The following is a 16,643-nucleotide window of genomic DNA, read 5'->3' as shown; positions in this document are numbered from 1 at the left end:
CGCACACTGAATTTCGGAGCTATTCCATGATGTTAGTCGAAGAGACCACCGTGCCCCTGTCGGCGCTTCCGGTCGCTCAATTCAAAGACCATTTGCGCCTGGGATCGGGGTTTTCCGACGATGGAATTCAGGACGGTCTGCTAATCGGTCATCTGCGCGCCAGCATGGCCACGATTGAGGCGCGGACGGGCAAGATAATGATTGAACGCGAATTTAGCTGGACGCTGACCGTGTGGCGCGATGCGCATAGGCAGCCTTTGCCATTGTCTCCGGTCAGTGCGATTTCAGCGATCACCGTGACCGATCAAACAGGTGTTGAGCGTGTCATTGATGCAGACCAGTGGTATCTGGAACCTGATCTACAACGCCCCAGCTTGATGCCTGTGGGGACGTTTCTGCCCAACATCGGGCAAGGGGCGTCGGTCAAGATCGGGATGCTCGCAGGGTTTGGCCCCGAATGGGACGATCTGCCCGCTGATCTGGCGCAAGCCGTGCTGATGCTGGCTGCGCATTTCTACGAATACCGCTTTGATATCGCACAATCTGCACCACCGTTGCCCGTTGGTGTGCTGGCGCTGATTGAGCGCTACCGCACCGTGCGGATGTTCATGGGGGGGAGGGTATGACCACGCCGCAATTGAACCGATCCTTGGTTTTGGAAGGCGCCGTTAAGATGGCTGATGGTGCAGGGGGCTATACCCGCATTTGGGAACCGTTGGGTGTTGTCTGGGCCGAACTAAAGGCAGGCACTGGCCGTGAAGTTGGTGTGGCGGCGACTGCTGTGTCGCGTGTGCCTTACCGGATCACCGTGCGTGCAGCGCCCTATGGTGCCCCATCGCGCCCTGCGGCAGGTCAGCGGTTCCGTGATGGCACCCGCATCTTCAACATCAACGCGGTGGCCGAAAAAGGCGTGCATGCGCAGTTCCTGACCTGTCACGTGGACGAAGAGGTGGCCGCATGAGCTATGGTGTTTCAGCCGCTTTGCAGCGCGCGGTCTTTGCGCAGTTGACGGGGGATGCCCCACTGTCTGCTTTGGTTGGCCCCGCAATCTATGATGCAATGCCTACGGGAACTTTACCGCCCCTCTATGTGGTCTTGGGGTCTGAGGATGTACGTGATGCGTCAGACAAAACGGGCGCCGGCGCAGAGCATAGTTTCACCGTCTCACTCGTCACCGAAAGTGCGGGATTTGCGACCGCGAAAGAGGCCGCCGCTGCCGTCAGTGACGCGCTGGTAGGTGCCCCGCTGATCCTTGATCGCGGCAGTCTGGTTTCGCTGAATTTCTACAAGGCCAAGGCCGCCCGTGTTGGCACGGGGTCCATGCGCCAGATCAACATGATTTTTCGTGCCCGCGTGGCGGATGACACGTAACCGACCCTCATTTTTATAAGGAGTACGCGGCATGGCTGCACAAAATGGCAAGGACCTTTTGGTCAAGATCGACATGACCGGCGACGGCCTGTTTGAAACGGCGGCGGGGCTGCGGGCGACGCGCTTTAGCCTCAACGCTGAAACGGTCGATGTAACCAGTTTGGAAAGCATTGGCGGCTGGCGTGAGCTGTTGGGTGGGGCGGGTGTGAAAATGGCTGCGATCTCGGGCTCTGGCGTGTTCAAGGACGCGGATACGGACGAACGTGCGCGCCAGATTTTCTTTGATGGGGAAACCCCCGATTTTCAGGTGATTGTGCCCGGCTTTGGAACCATCGAAGGCCCGTTCCAGATCACGTCGATTGAATACGCAGGATCGCATAATGGCGAGGCTACATATGACTTGTCGCTCGCCTCTGCGGGGGCGCTGAACTTTGTGGCGTTGATCTGATGGCGAACCCTTGGACCGGAGAGGTGGCGATTATCATTGATGGCGTCAGCCACGATTGCAAACTGACACTGGGTGCGCTGGCAGAACTGGAAAGCAGCCTTTGCACGGGCTCCCTCGTCGAGATGATCCGACGGTTCGAGGGTGGTGCCTTTTCGGGGGCCGATGTCATGGCGGTGGTCGTGGCAGGTCTGCGTGGTGGCGGGTGGCAAGGTAGTGCTGCTGATTTGCTGACCGCCGAGATCGCAGGTGGCCCGATTGGGGCTGCCAAAGCAGCAGCATTGCTGCTCGCCCGCGCCTTCGAGACACCGGAGTAACGCGGATGGATTGGCGCGGGTTGATGCACGCGGGGCTGCACCAGTTGCACCTGAATCCTGCGGATTTTTGGGCGCTGACGCCTGCGGAACTGCAGATGATGCTGGGTGTCTGCGGCGGTGTGGCCCCGATGGTCCGTGGACAGCTTGATGCGTTGCTGCGCGATTTCCCCGATATGACAAAGGACGAACACGATGGATGAGATCGACAAAATCGATGCCCTGGAAAGTGATGTTTCCGCGCTGGAACGCACCTTGGGGGATACGGCCCAAGTGACTGCAGCCTTTGAGGGGCAATTGCGTGATATGCAAGGAACGATGGTCGAGACAACGCGCGATCTGGGCAATCTGGAACGCGGTTTTTCGCGGGGCTTGCGCACTGCCTTTGACGGATTGGTACTGGACGGGCGCAGCCTAACCGACGTGCTGGGTGGGTTGGCCGAAAAAATGGCAAGCACCGCATACGGGGCGGCGATCAATCCGGTAACCAATCACTTTGGCGGGATGCTGTCGGACGGTTTGAACGCGGTCGTGTCGGGCATGATGCCGTTCGCTGATGGCGGATCGTTTTCGCAAGGGCGCGTGATGCCTTTTGCCAAAGGCGGCGTTGTCAGCGGCCCGACCACGTTCCCGATGCGCGGCGGCACAGGGCTAATGGGCGAGGCAGGGCCAGAGGCGATTATGCCGTTGGCACGCGGTCCCGACGGCAGTCTGGGTGTGCGTGGCGGTGGCGGCGGTGCCGTAACGGTCAATATGAACATTTCCTCGCCTGATGTCACTGGTTTCCAGCGCAGCCGCGGCCAAATCGCCACCCAAATGGCGCGCGCCTTGGGCCGCAGCCAGCGTTACCGCTAGGAGCAAAAAATGACATTTCATGATGTGAGATTCCCCACTTCGCTTAGTTTTGGCGCACTCGGGGGACCAGAACGACGCACAGAGATTGCGACGCTCGCCAACGGTTTTGAAGAACGCAACACGCCGTGGGCGCATGCGCGTCGTCGCTATGACGCGGGGATGGGGCTGCGGTCACTGGATGACGTGGCGCTGCTAATCGCGTTTTTCGAGGCACGAAAGGGCCAGCTAATTGGTTTTCGCTGGAAAGATTGGGCTGATTTCCAGTCCTGCGCACCATCCAAAGCGATTGATGCAGGTGACCAGTTGATCGCCGTCGGTGACGAACAGACAACGCAATTCCAATTGATTAAGACCTATCGGTCGGGCGACGTGGAATATGCGCGCCCCATCGTAAAGCCTGTTGCAGGATCCGTCTTTGTCTCGGTTGGCGGCGTGCCTGTGCGGGACGGGGGTGACTACACGCTAGATACCAAGACAGGCATTCTGACTTTCGCAACTGCGCCCGATCTTGGGGCCGAGGTCCGCGCAGGCTTTGAGTTTGACGTGCCAGTCCGCTTTGACACTGACGCGATCATGACCTCGATCTCGAATTTCCAGGCAGGCGAAGTACCTGACGTGCCAGTGCTGGAGATCCGGTTATGAGCACTGCTGATCTGAATGCACACCTGCAAACCGGCACGACGCATACGTGTCTGTGCTGGTCCGTGACACGGCGCGACGGAGTGGCCCTTGGCTTTACCGATCACGACCGCAGTTTGGCATTTGAAGGCATGATTTTTCAGCCCGAAGGCGGCATGACTGCGCGCGCTTTGGCCAGCAGTGTCGGGCTTTCGGTGAACAACACCGCAGCGCTGGGTGTTTTATCCGCCGATGCGATCACTGAACGCGATATTCATGCAGGGCGCTATGACGGGGCCGTTGTTGTCACATGGCGCGTGCAATGGGATGACGTGCGCGCACGCCAGATCCAGTTTCGCGGCACGATGGGCGAGATCACGCGCGGGGCAGGCGGTTTCGAGGCTGAACTGCATGGCCTGACCGACGCGCTGAACCAACCGCAGGGGCGGTCGTTTCTTAAAAGTTGTAGTGCCGTGTTGGGGGATGGGCGTTGCGGCTTTGATGTGCGTGATCCGGCGTTCAGTCTAGAGCATGTTTTGACGGCAGATTTGGATGGGCAGGACTTGGTACTGGAAGGTGCGGCCGCTTTTCACGAAGGTTGGTTTGAAAACGGGATTTGCACGGTTTTATCCGGTGCGGCCGCAGGTCTGATCGGGGCGATCAAGTCGGACGTGTTGGACGGTAAAACCCGCATTCTAACGCTTTGGTCGCAGTTTCCGTTGCCCTTGCAAGCTGGAGATAGAATCCGTGTTGTTGCTGGTTGCGATAAGAACGCCCAAACCTGCATCGCAAAGTTCGACAACCTGCTGAATTTCCAAGGTTTCCCCGATATCCCCGGTGAAGATTGGTTGGTCAGCGTGCCGCGTGCAAATCAGACGAACACAGGCGGAAGTCTGCGCCGATGAGCACTGATATTATTGCCCATGCACGGTCTTGGATCGGCACACCATACCTGCATCAAGCAGCTATGCAGGGTGTTGGCTGCGACTGTGCGGGGTTGATCCGTGGCATATGGCGCACGGTTTACGGGTCTGAAATTGTGGGTATTCCGGCCTACACGCCCGATTGGGCGGAACCCCAAAACGATGAATATCTGTTGAAAACCGTGGCGCGGTTGTTTCACCGCGTTGATGACGGACCGCTCAAACATGGCCAGTTGCTAGTGTTTCGGATGCGGCGCGGCCTCATCGCGAAACATCTGGGGCTGGTAGCCACTGATGGCGCATCCCCGTCGTTTATTCACGCCTACAGCGGGCACGGCGTTGTCGAAAGCCCGTTATCTGCCCCGTGGCAGCGCAAGATCGCTGCCCGATTTGTATTTGATCTAGGAGACTAACCAATGGCGACGATTGCGCTTTCTGTGGTGGGCATGGCCCTTGGTGGGGCGGTTGGCGGCTCTGTGATGGGGTTGTCGATGGCGACGATTGGCCGTGCGGCGGGTGCGGCCATTGGGCGGCGCATTGATCAGCAGGTCATGGGCGGCGGCAGCGAAGCGATTGAAGGCGCGCGCATCGACCGCTTTCGGCTGACAGGTGCGACCGAAGGCGCGGATATCCAGCAAGTCTATGGCAGGATGCGCATTGCAGGGCAGGCCATTTGGGCGTCACAATTCAAAGAACAATCGACAACGACCCAAGGCAACCGCTCCACCCCGACAGTGACGACGTATCAATACAGCGTCAGCCTCGCGCTGGCTTTGTGTGAAGGCGAAGTCAGCCGGATCGGTCGTATCTGGGCCGACGGGACCGAGGTGCCCCCCGACAGCTTGAACTTGCGCCTATACGCAGGGCGGATGGACCAGCAGCCTGACCCCAAGATCGCGGCTGTGGAAGGTCTAGAAAATACACCTGCCTACCGTGGCACCGCCTATGTGGTGATCGAGGACATGGCGTTGGAGCAGTTCGATAACCGTATTCCGCAATTGACGTTCGAGGTAATGCGCCCTGCGCGCAGCACGCAAGACGCGTTTATGCAACGGATCACAGGCGCAGTTCTGACGCCACGTGCAGGCGAATATGGGCTCGCAACGTCGCAAGTGCATGTCTCGAACGGGTTCGCGGCCCAGCAAGCGGTCAACACAAATTCGCCCTTTGGCGGTAGTGATTTTTCGGTCTCGATGGATGCGTTGCAGGGGGAACTGCCTCAGTGCCAGTCGATCATTGTGCCTATTGCGTGGTTTGGTGATGATCTGCGCTGCGCCGATTGTACGATTGCACCGCAGGTAGAGGCAGGCAATGGCGATGCGACCGCGATGCCGTGGCGTGTTTCAGGAATTACGCGTGCGCAGGCCGATCAGTTGCCGCAAGTGGACGGTGCGTCGATCTATGGCGGAACACCCGCCGATGCGTCCTTGATCGAGGCGATCAAGGATTTGCGCGCGCGGGGGCTGAAACCCGTCATGCAGCCGCTTTTGCTGATGACGCAGCAGGCGGGCAATGCTTTGCCCAATCCACTCAGTACGCGACTTGGACAGCCGGTGCAGCCGTGGTGCGGCCTGATCACGACGTCTCTTGCGCCAGCGATTAGCAGTGCGATTGATGGAACACCCGCCGCTGACACGGAAATCGCGGCCTTTTTCGGAACAGCCACCCCGGCGCATATCAGCGTATCGGGCGGTGTGGTCGGCTACAGTGGCCATGCGAGCGGTGGCTACCGCCGCTTCGTGCTGCATTACGCCAAGCTTTGCGCTGCAGCGGGCGGCGTAGATGCGTTTTGTGTTGGTACTGATCTGAAGGGTCTGACGTGTGTGCGGGGGGCGAATGGTGCGTTTCCTGCGGTTATCGCGCTCAAGGCGCTTGCGGCGGACGTGCGTGCAATACTGGGTGCAAATTGCCAGATCAGCTATGCGGCAGATAATGAAGAATATCGTGGCTACACGCCCGCTGGCACGCAAGACAGGTATTTCCCTTTAGATGGACTATGGGCTGATGCAAATATCGACTTTGTGGGTGCAAACGCGCGCATGCCGCTCTCGGATTGGCGCGCAGGCGAAAACCACAGTGATGCAGGCGCAGGGTCAATCTATGATCTTGATTACCTGACGGGGAATGTGGCGGGCGGCGAATGCTATGACTGGGTTTATGAAACACCCGAGGCGCGCGCAGCCCAGTTGCGCACACCGATCACGGATGATGAAGGCGAGCCTTGGGTTTGGCGCGCCAAAGACATCGCGGGTTGGTGGAGCAACGCGCATTATCCGCGCATAGACGGGCAGCGTGCACTCACACCGACGGCGTGGGTGCCGCGCAGCAAGCCTGTTTGGTTCATGCAGTTGGGCTGTGCCGCGGTTGATAAAGGCGCCAATCAGATCGATCCGGCCACGCAAACACCGTTTCATTCAAACGGCGCGCGCGATGATCTGATGCAGTTGCAATACTTGCGCGCTGTCAGTGACTTTTATGCTGATGGGCAGAATAATCCGGCCTCTGATCAATTCGCAGGACGCATGCTGGACACCGGCCGGATGCATGCGAATGGGTGGGATCCACGCCCTTATCCCTATTGGCCAGGAAATCAGGCGATGTGGTCTGATGGCGGTGATTACGCCACGGGCGCATGGCTGAACGGACGCGCGACGAATTGCAGCCTTGCGTCAGTCGTTGCTGAAATCTGCGATCGCTCTGGTGTGACACATTACGACGTGACGGGTCTTTTCGGTATCGTGCGCGGCTATATTGTCAGCGATAGCGGCACAGGACGCGCGGCTCTGCAGCCGTTGATGTTGGCTTACGGATTTGACGCGATTGAGCGGGACGGCGTTTTGGTCTTTCGCAACAGGCGGGCGGTTGCCGACTACGTGCTGACGCCTGACAGTCTCGCGCTTGACCCAGAACGCGATCAAGCGCTTAGCCTGACACGCGCATCCGCTGCCGAAATTGCGGGACGCGTCCAATTGGGCTTTGTGAATGCCGAAGGCCACTATGACGCGATCGCATCCGAGGCGATCATGCCGGACGAGACGACGATTTCGGTCACGCGCAACGAACTGCCACTTGCCCTGACCCGCAAAGAGGGTGCGCGCATCGTCGCCCGCTGGCTGCAAGAGGCGCGGGTCGGGCGCGACACTGCTGAATTTGCTTTGCCGCCCTCGCAAGCGCAGATTGGCGCGGGCGATGTCGTCGCACTTGAAACAGCGGACGCCACCAGCCTGTACCGGATCGACAGGATCGAAGAGGCGGGCCTGCGCCTTGCCCAAGCCACGCGCGTGGATGCCGAAGTTGACCGCGTGCAACGTGGCGGTGAACAGGCGGCTGCAATGACGCCTTTCGTGGGGCCGATCCCCGCCGAGTTGCTGTTTCTTGATCTGCCGCTTTTGACCGGCGACGAAATCCCGCATGCGCCCTATGTCGCCGCTACAGGCAGGCCGTGGCCGGGCCGCATTGCCGTTTATGGCGCACCACAAGACAGTGACTATGCGCTGCTGGAAACCTTAGGCGAAGCCGCGATCATCGGGGTTACGCAAACAACGTTGCGTGCGGGACCAATCGGTATCTGGGACAGGCAGACCGCACTCGCAGTCACGCTTGTCAGCGGCGCCTTCAGCAGCGCAACACCCGAAGCCTTGCTGGCGGGTGCTAACACAATCGCGATTGGCAGTGGGGCGGTTGACGATTGGGAAATCATGCAATTCCAAAAGGCAGTCCCATTGTCGGCAGGGCGCTTTGCCTTGTCAGGTCTGCTGCGGGGGCAGTCGGGCAGTTGGGGGACTATGCCGCAAAGCCGGTCTGCGGGTGCGAATGTGGTCATGCTGAACGCCGTTCCGACCCAGATCAATCTGCCAAGTGCGTCTCGCGGTACGGCACGGCATTTCCGCTTTGGGCCTGCGTCGCAGCCGATCACGGACCCCAGTTACCGCTATGAAAGCTATGTGTTCGCAGGCATCGGTTTGCGACCTTACCCAGTAGCGCATCTGCGGGCCGTGAGGACGCAGGGTGGCGCTGCGGTCAACTGGATCAGATGCACGCGCATTGATGGCGACATCTGGGCAGACGGTGAAGTGCCGCTTGGCGAAGACACCGAAGGGTATATTTTGCGGATCGCGCAGAACGGCACGCTCAAGCGCGAAGTCACGCTTTCATCCCCAACATGGGCCTATAGCGCGGCGAACCTTGCGGCTGACGTAGGATCAGGCGCGTTTGATGTATCCGTGGCACAGGTATCTGCGCGCTTTGGTGCGGGACCCTTTTCAAAGATCAGTGTCGTTGAATGAGACCGATCCATTTGGCCGATATAGAAACGGCAGCACGGGCGCTCATGTGCTGCCCAAACGCCGCGCGGACGGCCTTGGCAAGGCAGTTAATTGCGCGTGCGGATGCGGCTGACATCTACCGCAAGAGGTCACGCAAACCCCATCCAACCTTTGGGACGGGGACATTGATGTCCGCCGCAGCTGTGCTGCCACAGGCACCGCGTCCGCAGGCTTTAGACAGTAACGCCTTGGATGCACTCGCTAAAATGATTGCTGCATTGGCGGCTGCACAAACAGATCAAGTATTTTGAAATGACCCATCACAGCTTTGTTCTTGGCTTGCAGCCCCCATTTGATCTAAGGGTAGTACCGAACTAATCGAAGGTAGGCACGATGGCACATCTGCAACCCAAACTAGCCGAACTTGATCCCGTCTGGCATCGCATCTGCAATGAAGCCGAGGCTGCAATCGCGGAAGAGCCCCTTATGGGTGGTTTGATCCATGCGGGCATTCTGCATCATAAGACGTTTGAAGGTGCATTGGCGTACCGGATTTCGATGAAGCTTTCATCGCCCGAAATGTCGGAACAGATTCTGCGCGAAATCGCCGATCAGGCCTATGTCGAAGCCCCTGAACTGGCCGCAGCTGCGCGCGCTGATCTTGTGGCCACTTATGACCGTGATCCGGCCTGCCACCGCTTTATGAAACCTTTGTTGTTTTTCAAGGGCTTCCAGGCTGTTCAGGCTTACCGCCTTGGCCATTGGCTTTATCAGAACAACCGCAAGGATCTGGCATATTTCATCCAGATGCGCACGAGCGAGATGTTCGGCGTCGATATTCACCCTGCTGCCAAAATCGGCCAAGGGATCATGATTGACCATGCCCATTCCATTGTGATCGGTGAAACAGCAGTTGTCGGCGACAACGTCTCTATGCTGCATTCGGTCACGCTTGGTGGCACAGGCAAAGAAGACGACGACCGTCACCCAAAGATCGGCAATGGCGTCTTGATTGGGGCTGGCGCGCATGTGTTGGGCAACATCAAAGTCGGGAATTGCAGCCGGATCGCGGCAGGTTCGGTCGTTCTTGCAGAAGTGCCACCGATGAAAACGGTCGCAGGCGTGCCAGCCAAGATCGTAGGCGAAGCAGGGTGTTCGCAGCCTTCAATCTCGATGGATCAAATTCTGAACGCTGTGATGTAGAATGCAAAACGCCGGATCCTCTTAAGGAACCGGCGCTGCAAGGAATAGGCCGCCCGACGTTTTCGTCGCGCGGCCTTATTTATTAGGCAAGCATCGTCAACGGGTTCTCAAGGTTGTCCTTGATTGCATTCAGCAGGTTCGCACCCATCGCCCCATCAATCACACGGTGATCGACTGACAATGTGGTCGACATCACGATTCCGACGGTCAGTTCACCATCTGCACCAACGATCGGCTTTTTCGTACCCGCACCAACAGCCAGAATGGCGGAATGCGGCGGGTTGATGATCGCATCAAAGTTATCAATGCCGAACATGCCAAGGTTTGAAATCGCAAAACTACCGCCTTGGTATTCATGCGGTGCCAGCTTGCGATCACGTGCGCGGCCTGCGAGGTCTTTCATCTCTGCCGACAGGGCTGACAGAGATTTCATCTCCGCGTCGCGCAACACAGGCGTGAACAAACCACCCTCAATGGCGACAGCAACAGCTACGTCTGATTTCTCAAACTTCAGCGTGCGATCACCGGCCCAAACTGCGTTGGCTTCCGGAACTTGCTGCAGCGCAAGCGCACAGGCCTTGATGATAAAGTCGTTTACCGACAGTTTATCGCCGCGCGGCTCTAGCTGCTTGTTCAACTGACTGCGGAACTTCATCAAAGCATCCAACTGGATATCGCGACGCAGATAGAAGTGCGGCACGGTTTGCTTTGCTTCCGTTAGGCGCGCGGCAATAACTTTGCGCATTCCATCCAGCTTAACCTCTTCGAACGGACGATCTGCGTATGTCTTAAGAACAACATCAGTCGACGGTCCAGCGGCCATAGTAGCGGCAGCAGCAGGTGCGGCGGCTGCGGCTGCAGGTGCAGCAGCTTTCGGCGCAGCAGATGCGTTTTCAACATCGGCTTTCACGATCCGACCATGCGGGCCAGAGCCTGTGATTGCGCTTAGATCAAGACCCTTGTCCGCGGCAATACGGCGGGCAAGGGGGGTCGCAAACACACGTGCGCCATCCTTGACAGGCGCTGCAGGGGCAGGGGCCGCAGCGGCAGTTGCTGGAGCTTCCGCTGCAGCAGGTGCTGCTGTTGGCGCAGGTGCAGCCGAAGCCGCACCGATATCATCCGCACTTTCGCCGTCTTCAAGCAAAATGGCGATGACGGCGTTCACTTTCACGCCTTCGGTACCTTCGGCGATCATGATCTTACCGATCACACCTTCATCGACGGCTTCGAATTCCATCGTGGCTTTGTCGGTTTCAATCTCGGCCATGATATCGCCCGAGGACACGGTATCGCCCTCTTTGACGTGCCACTTTGCTAGCGTGCCTTCCTCCATCGTGGGGGACAGGGCGGGCATCAGGATTTCTGTTGGCATTGCGCGGTCTCCTTAACGGTAGGTTACTTTTTTGCAGGCATCGATCACTTCATCGACGGTCAGCAAAGCGTGTTTTTCAAGGTTCGCGGCGTACGGCATCGGCACATCTTTACCGGTCAATGTGATGACAGGGGCGTCAAGGTAATCAAACGCCTCTTGCATGATCACACCGCTGATATAGCCGCCGACGCTGCCTTGTGGCCAACCTTCTTCGACGGTCACACAACGGTTGGTCTTGCGCACAGAGGCAAGGATCGTTGCCGTGTCCATCGGACGGATCGAGCGTAGGTTGATCACTTCGGCTTTGATGCCATCCTCGGCCAGCTTTTCAGCAGCAGCCAACGCATAGGTCATCCCGATGCCGAAGCTGACGATGGTGACATCATCACCGCTGCGTTCAATCTTGGCCTTACCGAACGGAATAGTGAAGTCATCCATCACAGGCACTTCAAACGATTTGCCGTACATGATTTCATTCTCAAGGAAGATCACAGGGTTGGGGTCGCGGATCGCTGTTTTCAGCAGACCTTTTGCGTCAGCGGCCGAATATGGCATGACAACTTTCAGACCTGGGACTTGCATATACCAAGCGGCATAACACTGTGAGTGCTGCGCACCCACGCGGGCGGCGGCACCGTTTGCCCCACGGAACACCATAGGTGCACCCATCTGACCACCGGACATATAAAGCGTCTTGGCGGCAGAGTTAATAATGTGGTCAATGGCTTGCATGGCGAAGTTAAACGTCATGAATTCAACGATTGGCTTCAATCCACCAAAAGCGGCACCCGTGGCGATACCTGCAAAGCCATGCTCGGTGATCGGTGTATCGATCACGCGCTTTGCACCGAATTCGTCCAGTAGACCTTGGGAAATCTTATAAGCACCTTGGTATTCGGCAACTTCTTCGCCCATCAGGAATACGTCTTCGTCGTTGCGCATTTCTTCGGCCATTGCGTCACGCAGTGCTTCACGCACGGTGGTCGGCTTGGTCTCAACGTCAGCAGGCCAATCGGGGGTCGCATCAACCTCTGGCGCGGCAGGCGCTGTTGAAACAGCAGGAGCGGCCAGCGGGGCAGGTGCCTCGGCGGCGGGGGCGTCGGCCGCTGGTGCAGCACCAGCATCTGGCACATCTTCACCTTCTTCAACCAAGATCGCGATAGCGGTGTTCACTTTCACGCCTTCGGTGCCTTCAGCGATCAGGATCTTGCCAATGATACCTTCATCAACGGCTTCGAACTCCATCGTGGCTTTGTCGGTTTCAATTTCGGCCATAATGTCGCCGGACGCGACAGTGTCGCCTTCTTTGACAAGCCATTTGGCCAATGTGCCTTCTTCCATCGTTGGCGACAGGGCGGGCATAAGAATTTCAATAGCCATGTTTTACGCCTCCACTTTCGCGTAAATATCTGTCCAAAGTTCTTCAAGAGCAGGCTCCGGGCTTTCTTTCGAAAACTCGGCTGCTTCGTTCACAGTGGCTTTAATTTCTTTGTCGATCGCCTTGAGGTCATCCTCGGTGGCGTGCTTATTCGTCAGCAACATATCGCGGATCTGTTCGATCGGGTCACGCTCGTCGCGCATTTTCTGCACTTCGTCGCGGGTCCGGTACTTGGCCGGGTCAGACATCGAATGTCCGCGGTAACGGTATGTTTTGACTTCAAGGATATAAGGCCCTTTGCCCGAACGGCAGTGTGCAACAGCACGCTCGCCGGCTTCTTTTACGGCAAGAACCGACATGCCGTCGACTTCTTCGCCTTTGATGCCGTATGCCGCGCCGCGTTCCCAAAGCGAAGGTGACTTGGTAGAGCGTACAACAGATGTACCCATCGCGTAGCCATTGTTTTCAATCACGAAAATGACCGGCAAATCCCAAAGCTGGGCCATGTTATAAGTCTCGTAGACCTGACCTTGGTTCGCTGCGCCATCGCCAAAGTATGCGAAAGTGACGCGGTCATTGCCCTTGTACTTGTCAGAGAACGCCAGACCGGCACCCAACGGCACCTGCGCTGCAACGATACCGTGGCCGCCGTAGAAATGCTTCTCTTTCGAGAACATATGCATAGAGCCGCCTTTGCCCTTGGAAAAACCACCTTCGCGGCCTGTCAGCTCTGCCATGATGCCCTTGGGGTCCATGCCACATGCCAGCATATGGCCGTGATCGCGGTAAGATGTGACGCGCTTGTCGCCTTCGCCTGCTGCGGCTTCTAGGCCCACAACAACAGCTTCTTGTCCGATGTAAAGGTGGCAGAAACCACCGATCAGGCCCATGCCATATAACTGGCCTGCCTTTTCTTCAAATCGCCGGATCAACAGCATTTCACGGTAATGTCCAAGCAGTTCTTCTGCAGAGACGTTTGATTTCGCGGCGGCCTTCTTTGGCGGCATGTGCAATCCTCCGGCGGTTTGGTCAGGTAGTTTAGTATTAAACTATCGGTAAACCATGCCTCACGAAAATGCGAGTGTCAAAGTGACCCTCCGTCAAGCGTTCGCGGAATAGCCGCGTTGCATCAGGAGAATGACGGCAACTATATTAGCGAATGACGATCTCGTCGGCGCGGATCATGCCAAGCACGTCGCGCGCCTGCTGATCAAGCAAATCAAGATCAAGGTAATTGTCCGACAAACGCGTTGTCAGGTTTTCCATACGCAAAACATCGGCGTGCAAGCTGGCAAGTTCCGTTTGCAGCGCCTCACCCTCGGCTTTGACTTCAATCCGTTTGAACAGCCCGTAATCCCCTTGCACAGCGGCAAAGGTAAAATACAGCCCCAGCATAATCATGCCAAGAAAGTAAAAGAGGGCACCCAGTTGCGGGCGATTGCGTCGGATCATGTTTGTGCCTCAAGCGTTACCACTCACGGGTAACTTCCCCATAGAATCGCATATTTGATTCGCAAAGGGAATCCCCTAAATTCAAGAAAACCTGTTCTTTTGCTCGACAGATGAATGCACGCGGGCAATATTAAGATCCGTCAACGACTGAACAGGAAATGCCCGTGAAGTTCATCATACCCGTAGCTTTCACAGCACTACTAAGCACGGGCTGTGTGACCATTGATCCGTTGGCCTACGGTCCAGAGCCGACACGCTTTACCTATTCTGATTCCGCAGACTCCGGCCTGTTTGCTGTGCGGCCATTTCCCAACGCAGGCGACGTCTGCCAAGTGATTGGCGAAAACGCTTTGACGTCAAATTTTCTGGATGACGCGGCTATTCTGGTCGGATGCCCAAAACATGAACGCGGCGCGATCGCTGACCGGATTGCAGGAGGTGGTCAGATTGTCGGGCATGCCAAACATTGGACTTTGTTCAGCATTCCGCAGCGGTAAGGCGCGCCTTTAGGCTTTGCCGCGATATATATCGACCAGCTTGCTCAACATCGCCAGCGCATCTTCGCGGTCGCGCTGGAACGAATTGCGCCCAATGATTGATCCGTTGCCACCGCCATCGCGAATAGCACGCGCATCATCATACACTGCATCAGCACCCTTGGCCGCACCGCCAGAGAACACGGTGATACGTCGCCCACCAAGCGCGCTATCCACGCAGTGGCGCACACGGGCCGCTTGGGTCGCGATGTCGATCTGCTTGTCCTGATAAACCTTCTTGGCTTCTGGCAAGCTTAGATAATCAGTGCTCAGCTTGATCTTGATAATATGCGCGCCCAGCAGGGCAGCAATCTGTGCCGCATATGCCGCGATATCAATTGCTGTTTCGCCGTCTTTATCCAGCGCCTCACCACGCGGGTAGGACCAGATCACAGTTGCGATGCCTTTGGCGGCAGCTTCTTTGCGCATCTCGGCAATGTCGCTGAACATATTGAGCGCGGCAGATGATCCCGGATAAATCGTAAAGCCAATCGCCGAACACCCAAGGCGGAGCGCATCATCAACCGATGCAGTGATTGCTTGGGTTTTTGGTGCCGCATCAGGGATCAATGAGTTGGCCGAATTCACCTTAAGGATCGTTGGAATTTGCCCTGCAAACGTATCTGCGCCAGCCTCGATCATGCCCAAAGGGGCGGCATAGGCACTTAGCCCGGCATCAATCGCGAGCTGGAAATGATAGTGCGGGTCGTATGCTGCTGGATTTGGCGCAAACGACCGGGCGGGGCCGTGCTCGAAACCCTGATCGACAGGCAGGATAATCATCTTGCCTGTGCCGCCCAGCTTTCCGTTCATCAGAATACGCGCCAGATTGCCCTTCACGCCGGGGGTCTCGCCTTCGTAGTTGCTTAGGATTTTTTGAACGGTTCTGGTGGTTTTCATCGGATCGCCCTTTGTATGAAAGCACTGTTTTAAAACCGATAGGGTGCGCAACAGCGCGTTGCAAATGTGTTAGCGCAACCGGACGCGATGTTATCGCAAACACCAATGTTCAAAGCTTCTTCTGTTCAAAAATACCTCGGGGGGCCGCCATAGGCGGTGGGGGCAGCGCCCCCGCAATCCTATCCTTCGAGCGCGGCCACACCTGGCAAAGTCTTGCCTTCCATCCACTCCAAAAACGCGCCACCCGCAGTCGAGATATAGGTGAAATCATCCGCAGCACCGGCTTGGTTCAGGGCCGCAACTGTATCACCACCACCCGCAACAGAGATCAGCTTGCCTGCTTTAGACAGTTCCGCCGCCTTTGCTGCAGCTGCATTTGTCGCGGCATCAAAAGGTTCAATTTCAAACGCACCAAGCGGGCCATTCCAGACCAAAGTTTTTGCAGCTTCCAGAACGTCACTGATATAGGCGACCGTCGCGGGACCCGCGTCCAAGATCATCGCATCCGCAGGGCAGGCGTCGGGGGCCAGAACCTCGCTTGCAGCGCCCGCTTTGAATTCACGGGCTACAACGATGTCGCGTGGCAAGATAATCTCACAGCCAGCGGCCTTCGCTTTGCCTAGAATCTCGCGGGCGGTGTCTGCCAGATCATGTTCACATAGCGATTTACCGACATTGATGCCTTGAGCTGCGAGAAACGTATTTGCCATGCCGCCGCCGATCACAAGATGATCGACCTTGTTGACAAGGTTGCCCAATAGATCCAGCTTGGTGGATACTTTCGCGCCACCTACCACGGCCACAACAGGTCGCTGGGGCGTGCCAAGCGCCTGTTCCAACGCGCCTAGTTCTTCTGCCATCAACCGACCAGCGCAAGATGGCAGCAGGCGGGCGATTGCTTCGGTGCTGGCGTGCGCGCGGTGGGCTGCGGAAAAGGCGTCGTTCACGTAGATGTCACCAAGGCTGGCCAGACGGCGGGCAAAGCCTTCATCGTTCTTTTCTTCGCCGGGG

The 16,643-nt window shown here is 57.3% G+C and carries 20 protein-coding genes; 14 read left to right on the top strand and 6 right to left on the bottom strand.

All coding sequences use genetic code 11. The annotated features are described in order from the left end of the window. From QZ197_RS09275 to cysE, 13 genes are all read left to right on the top strand, one after another. Positions 1–626: hypothetical protein (locus QZ197_RS09275; RefSeq protein ID WP_363157887.1), on the top strand; the 626-nt coding region annotated here is incomplete at its 5' end. Next, positions 623–961 carry a head-tail adaptor protein gene (locus tag QZ197_RS09270; protein ID WP_272146541.1) on the top strand — a complete coding sequence of 113 codons (339 nt, stop codon included), beginning with the start codon at positions 623–625 and terminating at the stop codon, positions 959–961. The genes QZ197_RS09275 and QZ197_RS09270, both read left to right, overlap by 4 nt. After that, entirely contained in the window at positions 958–1,371 is a 414-nt protein-coding gene (locus tag QZ197_RS09265) for a DUF3168 domain-containing protein (RefSeq protein ID WP_272146539.1), read from the top strand. Before QZ197_RS09270 ends, QZ197_RS09265 begins: the two co-directional genes overlap by 4 nt. Positions 1,372–1,402: 31 nt before the next feature. Continuing rightward, positions 1,403–1,819, top strand: a complete 417-nt coding sequence (locus tag QZ197_RS09260) for a phage major tail protein, TP901-1 family (RefSeq protein ID WP_272146538.1) — start codon at positions 1,403–1,405, stop codon at positions 1,817–1,819. Beyond that, positions 1,819–2,133: a gene transfer agent family protein gene (locus tag QZ197_RS09255; RefSeq protein WP_272146537.1), complete on the top strand. Its 315-nt coding sequence runs from the start codon at positions 1,819–1,821 to the stop codon at positions 2,131–2,133. Before QZ197_RS09260 ends, QZ197_RS09255 begins: the two co-directional genes overlap by 1 nt. 5 nt (positions 2,134–2,138) lie before the next feature. After that, a complete protein-coding gene (locus QZ197_RS09250) occupies positions 2,139–2,333 on the top strand; it encodes a rcc01693 family protein (RefSeq protein WP_296431624.1) in 195 nt (64 codons plus the stop codon). Beyond that, positions 2,326–2,985: a phage tail tape measure protein gene (locus QZ197_RS09245; protein ID WP_296431623.1), complete on the top strand. Its 660-nt coding sequence runs from the start codon at positions 2,326–2,328 to the stop codon at positions 2,983–2,985. The genes QZ197_RS09250 and QZ197_RS09245 overlap by 8 nt, the downstream gene beginning before the upstream one ends. A 9-nt stretch (positions 2,986–2,994) precedes the next feature. Beyond that, positions 2,995–3,627, top strand: coding sequence for a DUF2460 domain-containing protein (locus QZ197_RS09240; protein WP_296431622.1), 633 nt, complete (start codon positions 2,995–2,997; stop codon positions 3,625–3,627). After that, on the top strand, positions 3,624–4,508 hold the full coding sequence (locus QZ197_RS09235; RefSeq protein WP_296431621.1) for a DUF2163 domain-containing protein: 885 nt from the start codon (positions 3,624–3,626) through the stop codon (positions 4,506–4,508). Before QZ197_RS09240 ends, QZ197_RS09235 begins: the two co-directional genes overlap by 4 nt. Continuing rightward, positions 4,505–4,939: an NlpC/P60 family protein gene (locus tag QZ197_RS09230; RefSeq protein WP_272146442.1), complete on the top strand. Its 435-nt coding sequence runs from the start codon at positions 4,505–4,507 to the stop codon at positions 4,937–4,939. The genes QZ197_RS09235 and QZ197_RS09230 overlap by 4 nt, the downstream gene beginning before the upstream one ends. Positions 4,940–4,942: 3 nt before the next feature. After that, the gene (locus QZ197_RS09225; RefSeq protein WP_296431620.1) at positions 4,943–8,812 is read left to right on the top strand and encodes a glycoside hydrolase/phage tail family protein; all 3,870 of its coding nucleotides are present in this window, start codon (positions 4,943–4,945) and stop codon (positions 8,810–8,812) included. After that, positions 8,809–9,102: a hypothetical protein gene (locus QZ197_RS09220; RefSeq protein ID WP_296431619.1), complete on the top strand. Its 294-nt coding sequence runs from the start codon at positions 8,809–8,811 to the stop codon at positions 9,100–9,102. The genes QZ197_RS09225 and QZ197_RS09220 overlap by 4 nt, the downstream gene beginning before the upstream one ends. An 82-nt stretch (positions 9,103–9,184) precedes the next feature. Beyond that, a complete protein-coding gene (gene cysE, locus QZ197_RS09215) occupies positions 9,185–9,994 on the top strand; it encodes a serine O-acetyltransferase (protein WP_296431618.1) in 810 nt (269 codons plus the stop codon). An 82-nt stretch (positions 9,995–10,076) separates the two neighbouring features. Here the strand turns inward: cysE and QZ197_RS09210 are convergent, their stop codons facing one another. The 4 genes from QZ197_RS09210 to QZ197_RS09195 form a co-directional block, all read right to left on the bottom strand. Next, the gene (locus tag QZ197_RS09210) at positions 10,077–11,366 is read right to left on the bottom strand and encodes a pyruvate dehydrogenase complex dihydrolipoamide acetyltransferase (protein ID WP_272146447.1); all 1,290 of its coding nucleotides are present in this window, start codon (positions 11,364–11,366) and stop codon (positions 10,077–10,079) included. Positions 11,367–11,378: 12 nt separating this feature from the next. Further along, on the bottom strand, positions 11,379–12,746 hold the full coding sequence (locus QZ197_RS09205; RefSeq protein WP_272146450.1) for a pyruvate dehydrogenase complex E1 component subunit beta: 1,368 nt from the start codon (positions 12,744–12,746) through the stop codon (positions 11,379–11,381). Positions 12,747–12,749: 3 nt separating this feature from the next. Then, positions 12,750–13,751 (bottom strand): pyruvate dehydrogenase (acetyl-transferring) E1 component subunit alpha, encoded by a 1,002-nt coding sequence (gene pdhA / locus QZ197_RS09200; protein WP_272146451.1) that lies wholly within the window; start codon positions 13,749–13,751, stop codon positions 12,750–12,752. 145 nt (positions 13,752–13,896) lie between these two features. After that, a complete protein-coding gene (locus QZ197_RS09195; RefSeq protein ID WP_272146453.1) occupies positions 13,897–14,196 on the bottom strand; it encodes a septum formation initiator family protein in 300 nt (99 codons plus the stop codon). A 164-nt stretch (positions 14,197–14,360) separates the two neighbouring features. Here QZ197_RS09195 and QZ197_RS09190 point away from each other — a divergent pair, with 164 nt between their 5' ends. Continuing rightward, positions 14,361–14,693: a hypothetical protein gene (locus tag QZ197_RS09190; RefSeq protein WP_296431617.1), complete on the top strand. Its 333-nt coding sequence runs from the start codon at positions 14,361–14,363 to the stop codon at positions 14,691–14,693. Between the two features lie 9 nt (positions 14,694–14,702). Here the strand turns inward: QZ197_RS09190 and QZ197_RS09185 are convergent, their stop codons facing one another. Further along, the gene (locus QZ197_RS09185) at positions 14,703–15,632 is read right to left on the bottom strand and encodes a class I fructose-bisphosphate aldolase (RefSeq protein ID WP_296431616.1); all 930 of its coding nucleotides are present in this window, start codon (positions 15,630–15,632) and stop codon (positions 14,703–14,705) included. 179 nt (positions 15,633–15,811) lie between these two features. After that, positions 15,812–16,643, bottom strand: an 832-nt coding sequence (locus tag QZ197_RS09180; RefSeq protein WP_296431615.1) for a phosphoglycerate kinase, incomplete at its 5' end; no start/stop codon positions are given.

The sequence above is a fragment of the Yoonia sp. genome, from assembly GCF_017854415.1.
Taxonomy (GTDB): domain Bacteria; phylum Pseudomonadota; class Alphaproteobacteria; order Rhodobacterales; family Rhodobacteraceae; genus Yoonia.
Note: the sequence above shows the minus strand (reverse complement) of the source record. Positions and strands in the feature narration are given on the sequence as shown.

Coding starts and splice junctions, on each gene's coding strand:
- QZ197_RS09270 (WP_272146541.1), top strand. CDS start 623: ATGACCACGCCGCAATTGAACCGATCCTTGGTTTTGGAAGGCGCCGTT.
- QZ197_RS09265 (WP_272146539.1), top strand. CDS start 958: ATGAGCTATGGTGTTTCAGCCGCTTTGCAGCGCGCGGTCTTTGCGCAG.
- QZ197_RS09260 (WP_272146538.1), top strand. CDS start 1,403: ATGGCTGCACAAAATGGCAAGGACCTTTTGGTCAAGATCGACATGACC.
- QZ197_RS09255 (WP_272146537.1), top strand. CDS start 1,819: ATGGCGAACCCTTGGACCGGAGAGGTGGCGATTATCATTGATGGCGTC.
- QZ197_RS09250 (WP_296431624.1), top strand. CDS start 2,139: ATGGATTGGCGCGGGTTGATGCACGCGGGGCTGCACCAGTTGCACCTG.
- QZ197_RS09245 (WP_296431623.1), top strand. CDS start 2,326: ATGGATGAGATCGACAAAATCGATGCCCTGGAAAGTGATGTTTCCGCG.
- QZ197_RS09240 (WP_296431622.1), top strand. CDS start 2,995: ATGACATTTCATGATGTGAGATTCCCCACTTCGCTTAGTTTTGGCGCA.
- QZ197_RS09235 (WP_296431621.1), top strand. CDS start 3,624: ATGAGCACTGCTGATCTGAATGCACACCTGCAAACCGGCACGACGCAT.
- QZ197_RS09230 (WP_272146442.1), top strand. CDS start 4,505: ATGAGCACTGATATTATTGCCCATGCACGGTCTTGGATCGGCACACCA.
- QZ197_RS09225 (WP_296431620.1), top strand. CDS start 4,943: ATGGCGACGATTGCGCTTTCTGTGGTGGGCATGGCCCTTGGTGGGGCG.
- QZ197_RS09220 (WP_296431619.1), top strand. CDS start 8,809: ATGAGACCGATCCATTTGGCCGATATAGAAACGGCAGCACGGGCGCTC.
- cysE (WP_296431618.1), top strand. CDS start 9,185: ATGGCACATCTGCAACCCAAACTAGCCGAACTTGATCCCGTCTGGCAT.
- QZ197_RS09210 (WP_272146447.1), bottom strand. CDS start 11,366: ATGCCAACAGAAATCCTGATGCCCGCCCTGTCCCCCACGATGGAGGAA.
- QZ197_RS09205 (WP_272146450.1), bottom strand. CDS start 12,746: ATGGCTATTGAAATTCTTATGCCCGCCCTGTCGCCAACGATGGAAGAA.
- pdhA (WP_272146451.1), bottom strand. CDS start 13,751: ATGCCGCCAAAGAAGGCCGCCGCGAAATCAAACGTCTCTGCAGAAGAA.
- QZ197_RS09195 (WP_272146453.1), bottom strand. CDS start 14,196: ATGATCCGACGCAATCGCCCGCAACTGGGTGCCCTCTTTTACTTTCTT.
- QZ197_RS09185 (WP_296431616.1), bottom strand. CDS start 15,632: ATGAAAACCACCAGAACCGTTCAAAAAATCCTAAGCAACTACGAAGGC.